We start from the raw sequence: 18,529 nt of genomic DNA, 5'->3' as shown, positions 1-18,529 counted from the left end.
CTCAGACCCATGAAAATCGACTTGCAAGGTCGCACGGCCATCGTGACAGGTTCCACCGCAGGCATTGGCCGCGCGCCAGCGGAGGGGCTGGCGCGGGCCGGCGCGTCGGTCATCGTCAATGGCCGCACGCAGTCGCGGGTCGACGAAGCGGTGCGGCAGATGCGCGCCGAGTTTCCGGAGGGCGTCATTTCCGGCATCGCTGCCGATCTGTCGACCGCAAAAGGAGCGAACGCTTTTATCGCAGAGACCCCCGCAGCTGACATCCTTGTGAACAATGTCGGTACGGCTTTCCTCCGGAACTACGATGGCCTGAAGGATATCGTGGCAATTCCCGACCGGGACTGGCTCGGCCTGTTTGAGCTCAATGTCATGAGCGGCATACGGCTCTCTCGCCACTATCTGCCCCGCATGGTCAGTAAAGGCTGGGGGCGCGTCGTGTTCGTCAGCAGCGAGTCCGCCGTCAACACGCCCAAGGAAATGCTTGACTACGGCATGACTAAGACCGCGCAACTTGCGGTCTCCCGCGGCCTCGCAGAGGCGGTCGCCGGCACGGGTGTCACTGTCAACTGCGTGCTACCAGGCCCAACTCGCTCCGAGATCCTGGGCGATTACATCGCCAAGCAGGCCGAGGAGGCTGGCATCACGCTGGAGGAGGCCGAGCAGGGTTTCCTGCAGGCGCTCCGCCCGACGACCTTGATCCGGCGCTTCGCCACGACCGACGAGGTCGCCAACATGATCGTCTATGTCTGCTCCGAGCAGGCATCCGCAACGAGTGGCGCCGCATTGCGCGTCGACGGTGGCGTGGTCCGGTTCATCGCCTGAACTCGAACTCGCCATCAAAGTTAGAGGTGACCGAAATGACACTGGTAATCGCGCAATATGGACAGGGTGGCCCAGAGGTCATGCGGGTGGAAGACCGTGACATAGGACCTCCGAGCACCGAACAGGTCGAGGTCGAGCAAAAGGCCATCGGCTTCAACTATTTCGATGTCCTGCAACGCAGAGGCCTCCTCTCCGGGGACGAACCGGGCCGCGTGATGGGGATCGAGGGTGCCGGAGTGGTGATGGCAATCGGTCCGAAAGTCACCGACTTCGCGGTCGGCGACCGCGTCGGATACCTCAAGTCACAGGGAGCTTATGCCGGGACCCGTCTCATTGACGCGGATCTCCTGTTCCCCTTGCCAAGAGATATCAACTTCGACATCGCCGCGGCGCTCACCGTCAAGGGCTTCACGGCCTTTCTCTGTGCGGTCCAGTTGTTCGAGGTGCAGCGAGGCCAAACCGTTCTTGTTACCACGGCAGCCGGCGGCGTCGGGTCGTTGACGGCACGGCTCGCCGCCCACCGCGGCGCTCATGTTATCGGCGCAGTGGGAAGCGAGGCCAAACGGGAGGTCGCGCACGAAAACGGCGCAAATGACGTGGCCGTCGGGCTGGATGACGCGATCGAACAGGTCGCTCGGCTCACCGCTGGGACCGGGGTCGACGTTATTTTCGACGGGATCGGTGCGGCTACCGCTGATCGTTTGCTAAACGCCGGGACCGTGCGTCGTGGCGGAACAATCATCTCTTTCGGTGCAGGTGCAGGCTGGCCGAAAGCAAGCCCGGACGCGGTCGCGCTTCGCGGAGCCACCGTCCTTGCACCGCAGGTCCTAAATTATCTCACTGGTCCGACCGAGCTTCGCGCTGGCATGGCGAAGGTATTTGCTCTCTACCGCAACGGTGCATTCGGCGAGATTTCGCCCGCCCGATACGCCCTCCGCGAAGCGGCGGTGCTTCACGCCGAAGTGGAGCACCGGGCCGTCTCAGGCATCTCGGTGCTCGTACCGTGAGTCTCGCCCTTTCAACAATACTGAGAAGGCAGGATGAGCCATGAATAAATTGGAGCGGCCGGAAGCGGCCTGACCGGCGGCAAAGTCGGTACGCTCGCCGCTGCGTCTTCATGACTACTGTTTCCTTCGGGGCGGTCTTCGGTGGCGTGCTCGTCGACCACTTCGGCCGACCAATACCTTCGCCATGCGGGAGTCGCAGCACTCCTTGGGGCAGCATTGCATTTTAGCGGGCAAGCCCCTCCACGCCTCGACCGGAACCCGCTCATCTTAACTCAAAAGGAGAACTGAAATGCCCACAGCAACTTTACCCACGGGTCTTGCCAAGGAAATTTACGAAGGCTTCGCGCTCAACCAGACTGAACGATGGGATGCCATCGTCCACCCCGACGTAATAACGAACAGCCCAGCTGGTCGCGACATCGCCGGACGCGACGCGTTGCAAGGTTGGATCAAGGCGTTCCACGCGGCCTTCGAACTCCGCGTTGATCTTATCGACCACTATGTCGCAGGTGATCGCGGGTTGGTGACGGTTAACCTGCACTGGGCGCATAACCGAGGGGCGTTCTTCGGGATCGAGGCAACCGGTCAAAGCGGCACGTCAATCGAGACATTCCTGCTTGGATTGACCGACGGAATGGTGACGAGCTTCACAGTCGCCGACCAGTCGCTCGACCTGGCCATCTATATCCATGAGCAGGGTATCGAGATGCCAAGCCGGGTCACACCTCCGGCGCTCATCAAGGGTTGATTGCTGCTCGGATTCAAGCATCAACGACCCCGTGCCGGTCACCGTGCAAACGGCTGTCTCGCCCGCGCCATAGGACCGGTCGCGACCACTCCGACGCTCACTTAGATTCCGCCCGTGCTTCGCTCCCTCAAGGTCGGTGGCCGGGACTAAGCTGAAGGTCGATGGGCTTGAATACACCCACACTCTCGGTAAATCATCGGAGTTTGAGCTAGGTGGTCTTGAGAGGACTCGAACCTCTGACCCGTTATTTCAGAGAGTTCGCTAGCTAAATCGCTTGACCGGTTCTGAAAAAAGCCGGGAGATCTACCGCTACATTCAGGGGTTTGAAGTGCCGCAAATTTTCGGTAATTACCGTTAAATCGTATGCTCGAGCTGTCGCGGCAATAATGATGTCGCCGAGCCCTGGGCTTTGGCCTTTTCCTTTGGCATCATCCTCGATAGCACCGGCGATGCGAGCGACAACGGTATCCATCGGCAAGATACGATCATCAAATGTGCTTGTGATAAAGTCCAGCCATAGCGAAAGCCTTTTCGCACGTTCAAATCCACCACGGCGATGAAGTGATCGTAGTCCCCTTTCAATCTCAGCAACTGTCATGGCGGACAGGAAAAGCGCGTTCGCCGCGCCTTGCTGGTGAAACCAATCGCGAACTTCAGCTGAGGGCGGGATCTTGTCGGGTGCAAATTTGCTTATAACATTTGTATCGAGCAGATATGCCGTCACAGATCTACATCGCGCATACTGGAATGATCACGCTCAAGATCCGCTCCGCCCGGAAAGGTCAACAAGAAATCCCCAAAGTTTGCACGCGGCTTCTTCAACGCTCTTTTAGCGACCTCTGCGGCCTCGACGCTCACAATCACAGCAGCTGGTTTTCCGTGCCTGGTGATTGTTACAAACTCACCTTTGGCAGCTTCGTCCACCAGGCCGGCGAATCCGGCTTTTGCCTCAGCAACGCTGATACTTGACATGTGATCTCCCCAACAATGACCATATGTAGTCATATAGCAGTTGCTACGGAAAATCAATAAGGAGAAAGGCCTGTAGGTCGCATCCCGGACCGCACGCCTTGAAAGGAGTCGAACCGATGACAGGCTGGCCAGATAACTTATGCGCCTGAAAAGATATAGTTCCTGGAATAGGATCTTGAGGCTCGACGGGAAGAGAGGTGGCCTTCTCCTGCGGCATGATCCACGTGGAAATATAGGCGTCGGTCGACGCTCCAGCACAGGCTATGTGTTGCGTGGCACCAAGCCACCACAGGCGGGCACCCACCGCATCACGACGCGCGCGCACGCACGGCCAGCCCCTGCGGCAAAGGTGAAAGCCTCGGACAGAAGCAGAGGTCGATGAAGTTGACTCTGAACACATCGTCGCGGATCAGCAATTCTCCGGATCGAGGTCCTCGGACGCTCTGCCAGAGCGCAACCGAAGGTGAAGATCGCGTCTCGCGCAATGCGGAACTCCTTAACGCCGTTGCCGGAGGACGGCTTGGCCTTGCTCTCGCATGGAGCGATGGTGCGAGGGCCGCCTATTGCGAGCTGCTCGCCGACGTGCCGCTGTCTGGGTGGGAAGTGCCAGCACAGGCGCCCGGTCGATCCGGGCGAACCTGTTCTTCTGCTTGCGCTCGACAACCAGTGCCTGATGCGGACGATCGCCGCGAGATCCCTCGGCGAGGCACGCAGGCCGTGGGGCGTGAGCTTCGTCGGTTCCAGTCTCTCAAGCTTGTGGGCTGCGGCGGCCGCCGGCCTAGGCATCACAGTAATGACGGAGTTGTGGCTGCCGGAAAAGGTGGCAAAAATGGACCCGTCTGCAGAGGGACTTCCGCCGCTATCGTCCATCGGTCTGACGCTGCACCGAGCGGAGGCTCGTCTGTCTCCCGCCGCGGATCCCCTTGCGTCGCTGGTGACTGCGGATGTGCTGTCCGCAATCAAGAACAAGACCGAGACAGCGTCCCAAGCGCGGCACCAAGGTCCGTCTTGACCTTTCAGGTCCCATTCGATCTAAGCGTCGTGAGTTGCGGCCGACACCAGGTGCGACATGAGGCCCTGGGCGACCGTTCACTACCTGCGTAGAAGGAAGCCAGCCCATGTCGGTCATGTCGCGGAACAACGTCAAGGTACAGGGCAGCGGACCCCAGACGATACTGTTCGCGCATGGCTTCGGCTGCGATCAGAACATGTGGCGCTACGTGGTTCCCCATTTCGACAAGCAATACACCGTTGTCACCTTCGACCATGTGGGCGCCGGCGGCTCGGATCTGTCCGCTTACAATTTCGATAAGTATGGCACGCTTGACGGCTATGCTTCCGACATCCTCGAAATCGGGCAGGAACTCGGACTGTCGGGTGCTATCTTCGTCGGGCATTCTGTGAGCGCCATGATGGGCGTTCTGGCTTCCATACGAGCACCGGGAATGTTCTCCAAGCTTGTCCTCGTCGGCCCATCGCCGCGGTACATTGACGACGGCGACTATGTCGGCGGGTTTACCAAGGAGCAGGTGGTAGAGCTTCTGGACTTCCTCGACAGTAACCATATGGGCTGGTCACAGGCCATGGCACCGGCGATCATGGGCAATGCAGAAAGACCCGAACTGGCCGAAGAACTCACCAACAGCTTCTGCAAAACGGATCCGGAAATCGCCAAGCACTTTGCCAGGGTGACGTTCACGTCAGACAACCGGGCGGATCTGGACAAGGTAAAGGTGCCTTCTCTGATCCTGCAATGCGCGCAGGACGTCATCGCGCCGGAGGCGGTTGGGCACTTTCTTAATGGCCGCATGCCCGATAGCAAGCTTGTGTTGATGAAGGCGACCGGCCACTGCCCGAACCTCAGTCATCCGCAGGAGACGGTAGCCTCGATCCGCAGCTTCCTCGATGCTTGACGTGGAGGGCAGCAGAGAGGCTGAGGTTGAGCTAGACGATCTTCTGGATCTGTTCGAGAACGCGCCCTGCGGCTACATCTCCGCCTCTCCCGACGGACGTATCAAGCGCGCCAACAAGACCTTCGCCTCCTGGCTCGGCACCTCGTCGGAGAAGATCGTGGGCCGCCGGTTCATCGACTTCCTCACCATGCCGGGCAAGATCTACTTCGAGACACACTTTGCCCCCTTGATCACTATGCAAGGCGTCTTCAATGAGGTTGCTCTGGATCTCGTGAAGGCTGACGGCAGCCGCCTGCCAAGTCTGGTCAACGCTGTCGCCAGGAGAGAGGATAGCGGCGACATCGAGTTCATCAGGATCACGATCTTCAACGCGACCGATCGGAGACGCTATGAGCAGGAGCTGCTGGAAGCACGTGCCGCTGCCCAGCGGGCCGCCGAGGAGCTAAAAGAGCTGAACGCGACGCTCGAGGAGCGGGTCGCACTTGCTGTTCAAGAAAAAACCGCGGCCGAGAGTGCTCTGCATCAGGCTCAGAAGATCGAGGCTCTCGGCCATCTGACCGGAGGTGTGGCGCATGACTTCAACAACATGCTGGCCGTGGTCATAGGCGGTCTCAACATGGCTCAGCGGCGGATCGCCCGCGGCAATGTTGAAGACGTCCCCAAGCTCCTGGCTGCGGCCATGGACGGTGCGACCAGGGCAGCCACTCTTACCCAGAGACTTCTTGCCTTCTCCCGGCAGCAACCTCTTTCGCCGGAGCCGGTCGATGCAAACAAGCTGGTTGCAAACATGGCAGAAATCCTGAACTCCACGCTCGGCGAGATCATCGACAAGGAAACTGTGCTAGCGGCCGGCCTTTGGCGCACCAAAGCGGACGCCAATCAACTCGAGAACTCGGTCCTTAATCTTGCAGTCAACGCTCGCGACGCCATGCCCGAGGGCGGCAAGCTCACCATAGAAACGGCCAACACCCATATTGACGAAGCGTATGCGTCTCAAAATGACATGACGCCCGGTCAGTATGTGATGATTGCCGTGACGGATACTGGAACCGGTATGCCTCCCGACATCATCAAGAAGGCGATCGATCCATTCTTCACGACCAAGCCCGTGGGCAAGGGAACTGGCCTCGGTCTCAGTCAGGTCTTCGGCTTCGCCAAGCAGTCCGGCGGCCACTTCAAGATTTATTCAGAGGTGGGTCAGGGTACGACCATGAAAATCTACCTGCCGCGCGACTACGGCACGGAGGAGGTGAACGAGCGGGTGCGGAACGATAGTCTTCCTCATTCTGTCGGCAGTGAGCTTATCCTCCTTGTCGAGGACGATGCCAGCGTGCGCGAGGTCCATACCCGCATGCTCGAAGAGCTGGGATATGGGGTCCTAGCCGTGGAAAATCCTCTTGCGGCGCTCGAGCAGTTGGAACGACGGGCGGATATAACGCTGTTGTTCACCGATATCGTGATGGCGCCGATGAACGGACGAAAGCTGGCCGACCAAGCGCGGATCAACCGCCCTAACCTGCCGGTGGTCTTCACGACAGGCTATACGCGCAACGCGGTCGTCCACAATGGCGTCCTGGATCCAGGCGTCATCTTCCTTCAGAAGCCGACCACGCTCGGCGAACTTGCAAGGAAGATCCGAGAGGCGATCGATCAGCAGCTTTGACGGCAAGTCCGGGCACCGTGATTGGAGGCGTTGAAACCAGCTCGAATGTTCTGATCGGTGGCGTCTGCCGAAAGGTCTCACCGCATCGCGATCTGAAGGATAGCACCCTTCTCGCTCGAATATCACCTGACGGATTAGCGGCAACAACGTGAGGAAACCAAGCCATGCTACAACATCAGGCAGCTGGTGCGGCAAGATCCAGAGATAGTTTGCCGTCATTCAGAATTGGAGGCGGCAGCCAAGGCATCGCCTAGTTGCTCCTGAGTGAACGGTTTCGACAGCCGTCTAGTGACCAGCTCTTTTCCGGCCGGAAGTTCGGCGTATCCCGTGGCAACGATCACCGGGAGGTTCGGGTATTGCTCCGCGACCTGCCGTGCGAGCTCCGCGCCGGTCATCTGCGGCATGACGTGGTCCGTGATCAAAATGTCGGGCAGCGGCGCCTGCTGCAGGATCTGCAAAGCCTCCTCCGCCGACTGCGCTTTGATCGCAGTGTGGCCGAGTTCCTCCAACATGAGGACGGTGTTCGTCAGAACGAGGCTGTCGTCGTCGACCGCGAGCACATTGAGCGGCCGCGAATGTCCTTCCGCCGGCTGCTCCGCTGTTGGCGAGGGATCGAGGACGGCCTCGGTGGAGACCGGAAGCCAAAGCTCGGCAGTAGTACCCTCTCCCCGAACCGACTTCATCAGCAGCCGCCCCCCGGACTGCGCCATCAGGCCCTGCACCATCGGAAGACCAAGACCCGTGCCCTTGCCGACACCCTTCGTGGTAAAGAAGGGCGCCGTCGCCTTTTCCAAGGTCTCGGCGTCCATCCCCTGGCCTTCGTCCTTGACGGAAAGACAGACATAGTCACCGGGGCCGAGTTCCGGAACCTGCCCTTTTCGCAGCAAATGCCTCCTGGCCGAGATTGCGATCATGCCGCCCTCCGGCATCGCGTCACGGGCATTGACCACCAAGTTGAGCAGCGCGCTTTCGAGCTGGTTGGGATCTGAGAGCACCGGAGGAAGGGTCAAAGGAAAGGTGGTGGTGATCTCGATGGCGGAACCGATCGAGCGCTGCAGCAGCTCGGTCATCCCGGACACGAGAGCTGGTACCGCAACTGGCTCAAGCTTGAGTTCCTGCTTACGTGAGAACGCCAGCAGCCGCTGCGTGAGCGATGCGCCGCGCTTGGCCCCGGCGATGGCGTTGTCGATCAGCTCGACGACATCCCGCCCTTCGAGGGCTCGCTTGCGGGCGATCTCGAGGCTGCCCAGCACTGCCATGAGCAGATTGTTGAAGTCATGCGCTATGCCGCCAGTGAGCTGCCCGACCGCTTCCATCTTCTGTGCCTGGAAGAGCTCCTGCTGCGCCCTTTCCAAGGCTTCCTGCGCCTGTCGTTTCTCGGTGACGTCGCGGGTGACCTTGGCGAAGCCAAACAACGTGCCGTCGTCGCCGCGGATCGCGTCGATAATGACGCTCGCCCAGAAACGGCTGCCGTCCTTGCGCAGACGCCAGCCTTCTTTTTCGAAGCGGCCTTCGCTGGCAGCGATCTCCAAAGCCTTGCGTGGCAGCTCTGCCGCCTTGTCCTCGTCGGTGTAGAACCTGGAAAAGTGTTCACCTATGATCTCTTCAGGATCGTATCCCTTGATCCGTTGAGCACCAGGGTTCCAGCTCGCTACCCTGCCGTTTGGGTCGAGCATGTAGATAGCGTAGTCGGTGACACCCTGGACGAGAAGCCGGAACTGTTCCTCGCTTCGCCTTAGGACCTCTCCCGCAGCCTTGCGCTCGGTTAGATCGCGGGTGATCTTTGCAAAGCCGACCAAGTGTCCATAGGGATCCCGGATGGCGTCGATGACCACATGTGCCCAAAACCGTTCACCGTCCTTGCGCACACGCCAACCCTCGGCCTCGAAGCGACCTTCAGCCTCGGCGGTGGCGAGCGCTCTTGCCGGCACACCTGCGGCCAGCTCCTCCGGCGTGTAGAAACGGGAGAAGTGCTCCCCAAGGATCTCGGACTCGGTGTAGCCCTTGAACCGCTGTGCCCCTGCGTTCCAGCTCGATACATGCCCTTCGGTATCGAGCATGTATATCGCGTAGTCGGTGATGGCGTCGACGAGCAGACGGTAGCGGCCTTCCATTGAGGCGGACTGCAGAGTGGTAACGTGAGCTGTCATGTAATGTCCTTGAGCGGAAGATCGGCATCTTCCAGATGATGCTCATTTAGACGATGTAATTGGAAGAGCAAGGTGACGGTTTGATAGATGTGGCGACTGCTGCGGCGGGCCCGAAGATGCTCTGGCGGCAAATCTGCCGTCTTATTAAACGTCGAATATGTTATTCACCACTTGCAGAGGGGGCTGGCAAAACAGATTGTTATGGGCCGACCAATCCACATGACCGCTCTGGTGGGGCCGACAATAGGCCTAGTAACCCTGGCGGCATGGCTGGCAGCTACAGGAGCTCGACAACTGCCCGGCATGTGGTTTCTACAACTGTTAACCATTTTTGCTAATCAACGGGCCACTTCCGAACAGGTGCGGTATAAAACCATTAACCGATTGGTAGGAGGACCTGCTAATGAGCTTCGTCCTAGAGACGCACCAGCAAAATGTGGCCAATGCGGTCCACCAGTATCATGCCGAAATCAGCGAAATCGAAGGCCACCTTCGACTGAGGGCCATGGCTAACGACGTGAGTGATCGCGAACTTGAACTGTTACGACGGCTGAAAAACGAAAAAGCAGAGATACTTTACCGCTACGAGAACCTGCGAGAAGCTTTCCGAGTCCTCCTTGGAGACCATTCCGTCGCCGCAGAGTGACACATGTTGTGGATATGAGGCCCGGACGGCTAACCTCAAGCGAAGGCGACGGGTTTTGCCAGCTCTTCCTGGCGCTCGCGGCTGACAAGCGATTGAACCTTGCGATCGCGGTAGACGCAGAGCCCCCACGCACCATCAACGCCGATCCGCAGGTGATAAACAAACCAAAACTTAGCGTGCCGACCTTGAAACCCGGCGCTTTCCTCTTAAAACCCCATAGCACCAATCCCAAAGGGAGCGCGGGACGCTTGAACGAGAAAATACATGCCTTTGCGCACTTCCTTAATGGCGGTGGAGAGATGGGCAGCCGCATCAGAACCCACGCGTGGGCCGACACCAGCTTAGGAGCGCCAGACACGTGGTCAACAGCATTGTCGACACTGGTCAGCGTCATGCTAGGTTCCAACCAAGCGATGTTCATTGCGTGGGGACCGGAGCAACTCATTTTATATAATGATGCTTATTCTCAGATCCTCGCCTCGAAGCATCCGAACGCCCTCGGGCGGAACTTCCTCGACGTATGGGATGAGATCCGCGCCGACCTCATTCCCATCGTCGAGCAAGCCTACGCGGGTGAACCTGTCCACATGGACGACATCAAGCTCATCATGCACCGTAAGGGCTATGCGGAAGAGACGCACTTTAGCTTCTCCTACACGCCTGTCCGTGACGAGACAGGTCAGATTGCAGGCTTCTTCTGTCCTTGCAATGAAATCACAGGTCAGGTGCTGGCCGAGCGTCGCCTGAGGGAGAGCGACGCGCGTGCGAAGGGCGTGCTGGACGGCATGGCTGAAAGTTTCGCCTTACTTGACCGCGAGTTCCGGATCGTTGACCTTAATGTTGAAGCGTTGCGCCTAGATGCCCGTCCTCGGGAAGCTCTGATAGGACAATCGCACTGGGAAGCCTATCCCGGTAGCGAGGGTACGGAGTTGGGCCTTCGTTATAAGCAAGCCATGGCAGAGCGCGTCACCGCGGAACTGAAACACCGTTATACCTGGCCGGACGGTCGAGAGACATGGTTGGAGACGCGTGCTTATCCGGTAGAGGAGGGTCTTGCAGTCTTTTTCCGGGATATCACTGAACAGAAACAAGTCGATGCGGCGGCTCAGGAAACGGCGGAACGTTATCGGCTCGCCGTTCGCGCTACAAATGACGCAATCTGGGATTGGCATTTCGCAACGAATAATGTGCTGTGGAACGAAGCTCTTGAAACGGCCTACGGACACAAACCGAAGGACGTGCTGCCGACAGGCGAATGGTGGATTGACCACATCCATCCAGATGACCGTCAAAAGATTGATGACAACATCCATAGGGTGATCGACAGCTCTGCGGAAAGCTGGCACGACGAATATCGCTTTCGTCGTGCTGATGGCAGCTATGCCGAAGTTCTTGATCGCGGCCACGTGATACGAGACGAGACCGGCCGCGCCATTCGAATGATCGGCGCCATGCTCGATCTTACAGAGCAGCGCCGCAGCCAAGCGGCGCTGCGCGATAGTGAAGAGCGATATCGCACCCTATTCAATTCCATCGAGTCGGGATTTTGTGTCGTTGAGGTCAGGTTCGACAGACCCGACGGCCTGACGGATTACCGCGTAATTGAAGCCAATCCCGCTTTTTATAAGCAGACGGGCTTCCCAGATTCAGTGTTGGGTCAATGGCTTCGCGAAGCCGTGCCTGATCTGGAGGAGCACTGGTACGAGGCCTATGGAAGGGTGGCGAGAACCGGCTTGGCTGAGCGTTTCGAGCAAGGCTCCGATGCGCTGGGACGTTGGTTCGACGTCTATGCATTTCGTCTCAGCGAAGCTGCGCACCTAAGAGTTGCTATACTTTTCAACGACGTCTCAGCGCGCCGTAACGCTGAAGAGCGGCTACGCCAGCTCAACGAAACTCTGGAAGCCGAAGTTGTTGCAAGGACTGCCGAGCGCGACAGCATCTGGGAGACTTCGCCGGACCTGATGGTGGTCATCGATACTGAAGGCTACTTCCTTCGCGTGAGCCCTGCGTGGACGGCCTTGCTTGGCTACACGCTTGACGAAGTCGTGGGACACCAAGTCAACAAGTTTGTGGTCGCCGAAGATCATGTGGAAACTCTCGGCGCCTTCGAGCTCGCCGCTCAGGGCGGACGACCCAAATTCCAGAACAGGTATCGGCACAAGGACGGCACCCTCCGCTGGATCTCATGGGTAGCGGCGCCCGCCGGCGAGGTAACTTACGCGATTGGTCGAGACGTGACGGCGGAAAAAAGCGCCGCTTCCGAACTCGAGCAAGCCCAGGCGGCGCTGCGCCAAAGTCAGAAAATGGAGGCTGTAGGACAACTGACAGGTGGGCTGGCCCATGACTTCAACAATCTGCTCGCGGGTATCTCTGGTTCACTCGAATTAATGAATACGCGCATCGCGCAAGGGAGATTGCCGGACGTCGAGCGTTATCTTGTTGCCGCACAGGGGGCCACGAAACGAGCGGCAGCACTGACCCATCGCCTTCTCGCATTCTCGCGTCGACAGACACTTGATCCCAAGCAGACCAACGTGGGGTCCCTGATCAGCGGCATGGAGGATCTCATTCGGCGTACGGTGGGACCCTCCATATCTGTCGAGAGCGTGGTGGGTGGTGGCGTGTGGAGCGTGTTGGTCGATCCGAACCAGTTAGAAAACGCGCTACTGAACCTGTGCATCAATGCTCGAGATGCGATGCCAGATGGCGGCAAGATCACGATCGAGACCTGCAACCGGTGGCTTGACGACCGTGCTGCGCGCACACGCGATCTTGCCCCTGGGCAGTACGTATCGCTGTGCGTCAGTGACAACGGTACAGGCATGGCACCTGATGTGGTCGAAAAAGCTTTCGATCCATTTTTCACCACCAAGCCAATCGGCATGGGCACAGGTCTTGGCCTGTCCATGATCTATGGCTTTGCGCGACAGTCTGGCGGCGGCGTCCGCATTTACTCAGAAGTCGGACAAGGCACGATGGTTTGCATTTACCTGCCACGTCACGTTGAAAGCGCTGAAAGCGTCGACGAGGCGACGCAGGCTCCGGCAATTGAGCGGGCTCGCGCCGGGGAAACAGTGCTCGTTATTGACGATGAGCCGCTTGTTCGTATGCTCGTGGTGGAAGCGTTAGAGGAACTCGGCTACGCCGCCATTGAGGCGAGTGATGGTCCATCTGCAATGAAGGTGCTGAGCTCTGACGTTCGGTTGGACCTGTTGATCACTGACGTAGGACTTCCTAACGGAATGAACGGACGTCAGGTAGCGGAAGCAGCTCGTCAGTTTCGGCCTGGTTTGAACGTGCTTTTCATAACCGGTTATGCTGAGAACGCTGTGCTCAATCATGGCCACCTCGAGCACGGAATGCAGGTCATTACGAAGCCATTCGAGATGGCCGAACTGGGCCGACGTATTCAGGCCATCATATCGCAAGATGTTCAGGACCGTCCCAGGGCGTAATAGCACGCGATTGTCGCGTCGGCCTCGGCGTCACCAGCTATGAATGGCCTGGACGGATGCAATGGAACCAAAACGCCTGCCCTCATTTGCCAGCAGCCTCAGGTGGAAGTTCCCTGCTTTAAGGGCTCAGGCTGCTGTTGTTCGGGCAGGATCTGCTGGAGCCGATCATAGACGACCTGGGCGGAAAAAGGCTTGCAGATGAACGCCGCCTGCTTCGGCAGCTCATCAGCCTTTGGGCTCAGTTGCCCCGACGCCACGACCATGCTGATATGCGGCCACCTGGTAGCGCATTTACGGGCGAGGTCGAAGCCGTTCTGGTCCCCGGGCATCTGCACGTCGGTAAAGAGCAGTTGAATATCATCTCCCATTGTTTCCAGCATCTCTAGGGCTTCCGACACATTGGAGGCCTCTTGGGTTTGGAAACCTGCATCGGTGAGAATGTCGCCAGCATCCATCCGGATGATTGGGTCGTCATCGACGACCAGGGCTAACCGACTTATTTTATTCGACATCCGTCTCTCCTCTATCTGGAGAGGCCAACGCGTGATGAGGTCGTTTGATCCGGCTTTTGCTGTCGTTTTACACCGGCAGCATCCCCGTACCTAGATGGTAAGGCTTGTACCTCGCAACCGTGCCTCCAGTCACTGGCTATAAGTTCTGGATCGTTTGCCGTTTTCGGGGCGCGATGGTTAGGAGGTCGCCACTCTTGTCTCGAAGCAAGAGGCGATGACGGTGATTTTGGAAGTGCCGGTCAACCTCCTGGACGTCAAGGCTTGCTTGGATTGGTCGTTTTCATCATGTCATCGACCATAGTCTTTGCCGCGCGAGCGGCGCTACTGGCCCTGTATTAGCCATCTCCTACCACTGCTTCGAGCGCTTGCCTAAGCTCCTCAACGCCATGCGGCTTCGGTAGCAACGCAGTCCGAGATTGGTTGTCCAGTTCAGGCGCCTTGTTCATACCGGTGGCGAAGATGATGCCGATTTCCGGCCAGCGCCGCCGCACCTCGCGGCTGAAGTCTTCACCGCTCATGCCCGGAAGGCCGAGATCGGTGACGACGACGTCGATCTGTTCGTCCGAAAGGATCGTTAGCGCTTTTTCCGCACTACCGGCTTCGAAAACGCTGCAGCCGAGTTCCTCGAGCATGTCGCTGGTTGTCATGCGGATGAGTTCATTGTCCTCGACGAGAAGGATCCGTTTGCCCGCCGCACGGTTCACAGGTGCGGCTTCCTTCTCTGGTAATGGTTCGCGTGCCTTCTGTTCCAAGGCTCTTCGGACTTGCTTGCCATTGTTAATGACGTGCCGGATCTTGCGAGCCAAGGCTTCGCGCGAATAAGGCTTGGAAAGTAGCTCTACGCCGGGATCCAGACGCCCGCCATGGACGATGGAGTTCTCGGTATATCCGGACGTGAACAGTACTGCGAGGTCCGGCATTCTTTCTTTTGCCTGCCGCGCCATCTCCGACGACTTCAAGGGACCGGGCATGACGACGTCGGTGAACAACAGGTCGATCGGGATGCCGCTCTCGAAGATCGTCAGCGCGCTGCCTGCGTCCTTGGCCTTCAGGACATTGTAACCGAGGTCAGTCAGCATCGCGACCACAGTGTTGCGGACCTGCTCATCGTCCTCCGCAACAAGGATAGTCTCCGTTCCACCAACGATCGGGCCGTGGTCGGCCACAACCACAGTGTCCTCCTCTTGCAGGCTTCGAGGGAAGTAGAGCTTTACCGTAGTCCCCTCGCCTACCTCACTGTACAGCTTGATATGGCCGCCGGACTGCTTGACGAAGCCGTAGACCATGGAAAGGCCGAGGCCCGTGCCTTTGCCGACCGGCTTTGTGGTGTAAAAGGGGTCGAAGACCTTTGCCATCACGTCAGGCGGCATACCGGATCCGGTGTCAGAGACAGCAAGCATCACGTATTGACCTGCCTCGACATCCTGGTGAAGCCGGGCGTATTCGTCGTCGAGGAAGGAGTTGCCAACCTCGATGGTCAGCTTGCCGCTGCCGTTCATTGCATCGCGGGCATTGATCGCCAGGTTTAGGAGCGCATTTTCCACCTGAACCACATCGACCATTGTGTTCCACAGTCCACCACTGCGGATCATCTCAATTTCCACCTCCTCGCCCAAGGCACGGCGCAACAGTTCTTCGATCCCGGAAACGAAGCGGCCGATGTTGACCACCTTCGGCTCGAGCGGCTGCCGGCGTCCGAACGAAAGGAGCTGGCTCGCGAGCTTTGATCCGCGGGCTACACCTTCAAGGGCATTCGCCACCTTTTTCTGGGCCGCGGCATTGCCTGCCAAGTCCTTGGTAAGAAGCTGGAGGTTGCCGGATACGACTTGCAGCAGGTTGTTGAAGTCGTGCGCGACGCCGCCCGTCAACTGCCCGATCGCCTCCATCTTCTGCGACTGACGCAATGCCTGCTCCGTGCGGGTGCGCTCTGCCACTTCATGTTCCACCCTGGCTTCCAAGCCCGTGTTGGCTTCTTGAAGGAGCGCTTCCGCCCTGCGTCGTTCCGACAGCTCCCTCTCGGCCGCCTGGAACAGTCGTGCGTTGTCAACGGCGACAGCAGCAAAGCCAGCGGCGCCTAGAATGAGATCCTCGTGCTCCTGCTTGAACACGCCCGGCTTCTCATGGCCGAAGAACAGGCCACCAATGACTTCACCTGAGCGGGAGCGGACGGGAACGGCAAGATAGCTGCAGACCGGAAGGTGGCCCGCTGGCATCCCGTAATGCGGATCGCTTTTTCCATAGCGAGGATCCTTGGTGATGTCGTCGGATCGGACGACGCCCTCGCCTTTGAAGGTCGGCGAAAACACCTTGGTGTTACGCGGCATAGGGAACTTGGAGAAATGCTCCCGGGCCACACCCGCGAGCGAGTAGAGGACGTAGCTTTCGCCTTTTTCGTTGAGGACGTTGTAGAAGAAGGCGCCGAATTGAGCGCCCGTCAAAGCGACGCCTGCTTCTGTCACCTTTTCGACGAGCTTTTCCAGGTCAAGCTCGGCTGCGATGTCGCTGCCGAGCTTGTTGAGGACGCCCAGAAGCCGCGTCTCGCGACGCAGGGCATCCTCTGCCGCATGCTGCTCCGTCACGTCATGCCCCTGGATGAAGATACCGATCGCATTGCCGTCATCTGCCAGCACAGGCTGAAAAACAAAGTCGACGATCCGGTCCTCCATCACCCCGTCGCGCTCCAATCGGACGATAGAGCCGCGACCGTGGTACGGGGACGCCGTCTCCAGGACGTCGTCGAGATGCTCCCGGTATCCTTGCCCTTTCAGCTCCGGCAGCGCCTTCATAAGCTTCTTGCCAATCACGGCGTCTCGCTTCTTACCGATGAAATGCAGATAGGCATCGTTGGCCATTTCAAAGCGGTGTTCGGGTCCGGCGAGGAGCGCCATGAAGCCGGGGGCCTGCTCGAACATCCGCATCAGGCGGTCCTGCTCCCCACGCAGTCTCCGCTCGGCCTTCACTTTGTCTGTGGTCTCCACCACGACCGCCATGACGCCACAGGGCTTGCCGCCTTCGTCGATGATGGGCGAGTAGTCGAGGTTCATCCAGACCTGCTCGGGCCGGCCAGTTCTGTGCAGGATGAGCTCTTGGTCGGCGTATGCGAGGGTGCGCCCGGAGAGGACCACCTTCATGACATTGCCGTTGAAGTCGGCGACCTCCGGCCATCCTTCGCGAACCTTTGAGCCCAGGAGCTGCGGGTGCCGACCACCCGCAAAGACGGAATAGGCGTCGTTGTAAATCATCACGCCATCGTCGCCCCAAAGGGTGACAATAGGAACCGGCGACTGCAGCATCAGCGCAACAACCGTGCGGATCGTCTGCGGCCACGTCTCGACCGGTCCAACGGAGGTGGAGCCCCAGTCAAAAGACGCAATAAGATTGGCAAGCTCGCCTTTATGGGCAAGAAAGTCGAAGGCGTCGTTCATCGGCAGACCCTTTTGTTCCGCCGCTAGGTATTACAGCTGTTCTCGAATTCCAAGCCGCTACCTGGAGAGTGGCGGAAAAATTCGTCGGGGCGGTCCGCCGATTTACGGTTTAACGTCTCGAGCAGATCACCTCGGCTAAAAGCGCTTATGTTGTGGGTTATCTACTTCGTTTTGTTGAAAGCTATACAACCGCTCTGTAAGGGCAGAGAGCGAGACCTTCGAGGTACCTGAACTGGAGGCCGTGCTGTCATGGCAGTTCGGCAGTTGCCTTGTTGACTCATAGGGAGCCAACGTGGGGCTTGAAGAACTAGGTCGAGGCAATGCCTGTAAAAGGTTAGCCGCCTGCGCTCCGCCAAGGCCAGAGCGTGAGGCTATCCGCATGACCGTTCTCTTCAATGCCCAGCCGATCACCTGGCGAAAAGAAGATCAATAACGACTGCGGTAACTGTGCGATATCAGACGCTCCGTGACTGAGCGGAACCATCCATCAATACGACCATTTACGGTTGTTGGAGGGCGCGTAATGACTTGCACTACTTTATCTACCTTTGAAATCGACGTCATCAAACAAATACCCGCTATGAGACGTTTTGCGCGTCGCTTTTGCCGGAGTACCGAGGATGTTGATGACCTCGTTCAGGATACGATTTTGAGAGCACTAACTGCGGTCGATACTTTCACACCGGGAACCAATCTCAAGTCATGGATGTTCACGATCCTCAAGAACTTATACCTCACCCGCAGTGCCAAGGATAAGCGTCTAGTGACCAGCATTGAAGACTTCGAACAGTTCATGAGCCATGTGAAGCCATCGCAAGAATGGCACATGCGCTACAAGGAGTTCGAGATAGCGCTTGGGGAATTACCCAAGTTCGGCAGAGACGCGGTTAACTACGTGCTCATTGACGGTGATAGTTACGAAGACGCTGCGGAAAAATGTGGGTGCCCCTTAGGGACAGTCAAAAGCCGGGTCAACCGCGCGCGGCGGTATCTAGCCAGTCGTTTGGGCGAAGGCATTGAGACAGCCGCTCTCGTCTAATGGAAGAGGCATCGCTGCTTCCACCACGGCCACTGAATGAATATTAGGGCTCTTTTGTAGCTGGACCGATGAGGTGAAGCAGAAGGGCTTTTTTCAGTGAGCCTGCCTTCGTTGCAAAGCGCTAAATGAGTGCCCAGCTCGCGAAGGCTTTTCGCCAATGCAGGCATCACGTGTGAT

The 18,529-nt window shown here is 58.4% G+C and carries 14 protein-coding genes; 9 read left to right on the top strand and 5 right to left on the bottom strand.

What is annotated here, in order from left to right; translation table 11 throughout:
* Positions 1–9: 9 nt before the first annotated feature.
* The 3 genes from E2F50_RS22100 (at position 10) to E2F50_RS22090 (ending at position 2,577) form a co-directional block, all read left to right on the top strand.
* The gene (locus E2F50_RS22100; RefSeq protein WP_133318357.1) at positions 10–822 is read left to right on the top strand and encodes an SDR family NAD(P)-dependent oxidoreductase; all 813 of its coding nucleotides are present in this window, start codon (positions 10–12) and stop codon (positions 820–822) included.
* A 35-nt stretch (positions 823–857) separates the two neighbouring features.
* Positions 858–1,829, top strand: coding sequence for a zinc-binding dehydrogenase (locus E2F50_RS22095; protein WP_133318356.1), 972 nt, complete (start codon positions 858–860; stop codon positions 1,827–1,829).
* Positions 1,830–2,118: 289 nt separating this feature from the next.
* Positions 2,119–2,577 carry an ester cyclase gene (locus tag E2F50_RS22090; RefSeq protein ID WP_133318355.1) on the top strand — a complete coding sequence of 153 codons (459 nt, stop codon included), beginning with the start codon at positions 2,119–2,121 and terminating at the stop codon, positions 2,575–2,577.
* A 265-nt stretch (positions 2,578–2,842) separates the two neighbouring features.
* On the opposite strand, the gene E2F50_RS22085 is transcribed toward E2F50_RS22090, so the two are convergent.
* Together E2F50_RS22085 and E2F50_RS22080 are read right to left on the bottom strand one after the other, a co-directional pair.
* The gene (locus tag E2F50_RS22085; RefSeq protein ID WP_133318354.1) at positions 2,843–3,301 is read right to left on the bottom strand and encodes a type II toxin-antitoxin system VapC family toxin; all 459 of its coding nucleotides are present in this window, start codon (positions 3,299–3,301) and stop codon (positions 2,843–2,845) included.
* Positions 3,298–3,549 (bottom strand): type II toxin-antitoxin system Phd/YefM family antitoxin, encoded by a 252-nt coding sequence (locus tag E2F50_RS22080; RefSeq protein WP_133318353.1) that lies wholly within the window; start codon positions 3,547–3,549, stop codon positions 3,298–3,300. Before E2F50_RS22080 ends, E2F50_RS22085 begins: the two co-directional genes overlap by 4 nt.
* Before the next feature lie 793 nt (positions 3,550–4,342).
* Here E2F50_RS22080 and E2F50_RS23615 point away from each other — a divergent pair.
* The 3 genes from E2F50_RS23615 to E2F50_RS22065 all read left to right on the top strand — a co-directional run bounded on the left by E2F50_RS23615 (position 4,343) and on the right by E2F50_RS22065 (position 7,125).
* Positions 4,343–4,561 (top strand): hypothetical protein, encoded by a 219-nt coding sequence (locus E2F50_RS23615; protein WP_342635750.1) that lies wholly within the window; start codon positions 4,343–4,345, stop codon positions 4,559–4,561.
* Between the two features lie 106 nt (positions 4,562–4,667).
* On the top strand, positions 4,668–5,462 hold the full coding sequence (locus E2F50_RS22070; RefSeq protein ID WP_133318351.1) for an alpha/beta fold hydrolase: 795 nt from the start codon (positions 4,668–4,670) through the stop codon (positions 5,460–5,462).
* 1 nt (position 5,463) lies between these two features.
* A complete protein-coding gene (locus E2F50_RS22065; protein ID WP_245515548.1) occupies positions 5,464–7,125 on the top strand; it encodes a PAS domain-containing hybrid sensor histidine kinase/response regulator in 1,662 nt (553 codons plus the stop codon).
* A gap of 215 nt (positions 7,126–7,340) precedes the next feature.
* Here E2F50_RS22065 and E2F50_RS22060 read toward each other — a convergent pair whose 3' ends face one another.
* Positions 7,341–9,275 (bottom strand): hybrid sensor histidine kinase/response regulator, encoded by a 1,935-nt coding sequence (locus tag E2F50_RS22060; RefSeq protein WP_133318349.1) that lies wholly within the window; start codon positions 9,273–9,275, stop codon positions 7,341–7,343.
* 403 nt (positions 9,276–9,678) lie between these two features.
* On the opposite strand from E2F50_RS22060, the gene E2F50_RS22055 reads away from it, so the two are divergent.
* Positions 9,679–9,921: a hypothetical protein gene (locus tag E2F50_RS22055; RefSeq protein WP_133318348.1), complete on the top strand. Its 243-nt coding sequence runs from the start codon at positions 9,679–9,681 to the stop codon at positions 9,919–9,921.
* A gap of 92 nt (positions 9,922–10,013) precedes the next feature.
* On the top strand, positions 10,014–13,376 hold the full coding sequence (locus E2F50_RS22050) for a PAS domain S-box protein (protein WP_245515546.1): 3,363 nt from the start codon (positions 10,014–10,016) through the stop codon (positions 13,374–13,376).
* Between the two features lie 98 nt (positions 13,377–13,474).
* Here E2F50_RS22050 and E2F50_RS22045 read toward each other — a convergent pair whose 3' ends face one another.
* Positions 13,475–13,888: a response regulator gene (locus E2F50_RS22045; RefSeq protein WP_133318347.1), complete on the bottom strand. Its 414-nt coding sequence runs from the start codon at positions 13,886–13,888 to the stop codon at positions 13,475–13,477.
* 335 nt (positions 13,889–14,223) lie between these two features.
* Positions 14,224–17,313, bottom strand: coding sequence for a response regulator (locus E2F50_RS22040; protein ID WP_133318346.1), 3,090 nt, complete (start codon positions 17,311–17,313; stop codon positions 14,224–14,226).
* A 523-nt stretch (positions 17,314–17,836) separates the two neighbouring features.
* On the opposite strand from E2F50_RS22040, the gene E2F50_RS22035 reads away from it, so the two are divergent.
* A complete protein-coding gene (locus tag E2F50_RS22035) occupies positions 17,837–18,352 on the top strand; it encodes a sigma-70 family RNA polymerase sigma factor (RefSeq protein WP_133318345.1) in 516 nt (171 codons plus the stop codon).
* The last annotated feature ends 177 nt before the right edge of the window (positions 18,353–18,529 follow it).

Origin of the sequence: Rhizobium deserti, from assembly GCF_004358025.1 — a bacterium.
Lineage (GTDB): Bacteria > Pseudomonadota > Alphaproteobacteria > Rhizobiales > Rhizobiaceae > Neorhizobium > Neorhizobium deserti.
Note: the sequence above shows the minus strand (reverse complement) of the source record. Positions and strands in the feature narration are given on the sequence as shown.

Bases quoted from the DNA above. Each gene is read 5' to 3' on its own strand.
- E2F50_RS22090 (WP_133318355.1), top strand. From the start codon at position 2,119: ATGCCCACAGCAACTTTACCCACGGGTCTTGCCAAGGAAATTTACGAA.
- E2F50_RS22040 (WP_133318346.1), bottom strand. From the start codon at position 17,313: ATGAACGACGCCTTCGACTTTCTTGCCCATAAAGGCGAGCTTGCCAAT.
- E2F50_RS22080 (WP_133318353.1), bottom strand. From the start codon at position 3,549: ATGTCAAGTATCAGCGTTGCTGAGGCAAAAGCCGGATTCGCCGGCCTG.
- E2F50_RS22095 (WP_133318356.1), top strand. From the start codon at position 858: ATGACACTGGTAATCGCGCAATATGGACAGGGTGGCCCAGAGGTCATG.
- E2F50_RS22060 (WP_133318349.1), bottom strand. From the start codon at position 9,275: ATGACAGCTCACGTTACCACTCTGCAGTCCGCCTCAATGGAAGGCCGC.
- E2F50_RS22070 (WP_133318351.1), top strand. From the start codon at position 4,668: ATGTCGGTCATGTCGCGGAACAACGTCAAGGTACAGGGCAGCGGACCC.
- E2F50_RS22045 (WP_133318347.1), bottom strand. From the start codon at position 13,888: ATGTCGAATAAAATAAGTCGGTTAGCCCTGGTCGTCGATGACGACCCA.
- E2F50_RS22035 (WP_133318345.1), top strand. From the start codon at position 17,837: ATGACTTGCACTACTTTATCTACCTTTGAAATCGACGTCATCAAACAA.
- E2F50_RS22100 (WP_133318357.1), top strand. From the start codon at position 10: ATGAAAATCGACTTGCAAGGTCGCACGGCCATCGTGACAGGTTCCACC.
- E2F50_RS23615 (WP_342635750.1), top strand. From the start codon at position 4,343: ATGACGGAGTTGTGGCTGCCGGAAAAGGTGGCAAAAATGGACCCGTCT.
- E2F50_RS22055 (WP_133318348.1), top strand. From the start codon at position 9,679: ATGAGCTTCGTCCTAGAGACGCACCAGCAAAATGTGGCCAATGCGGTC.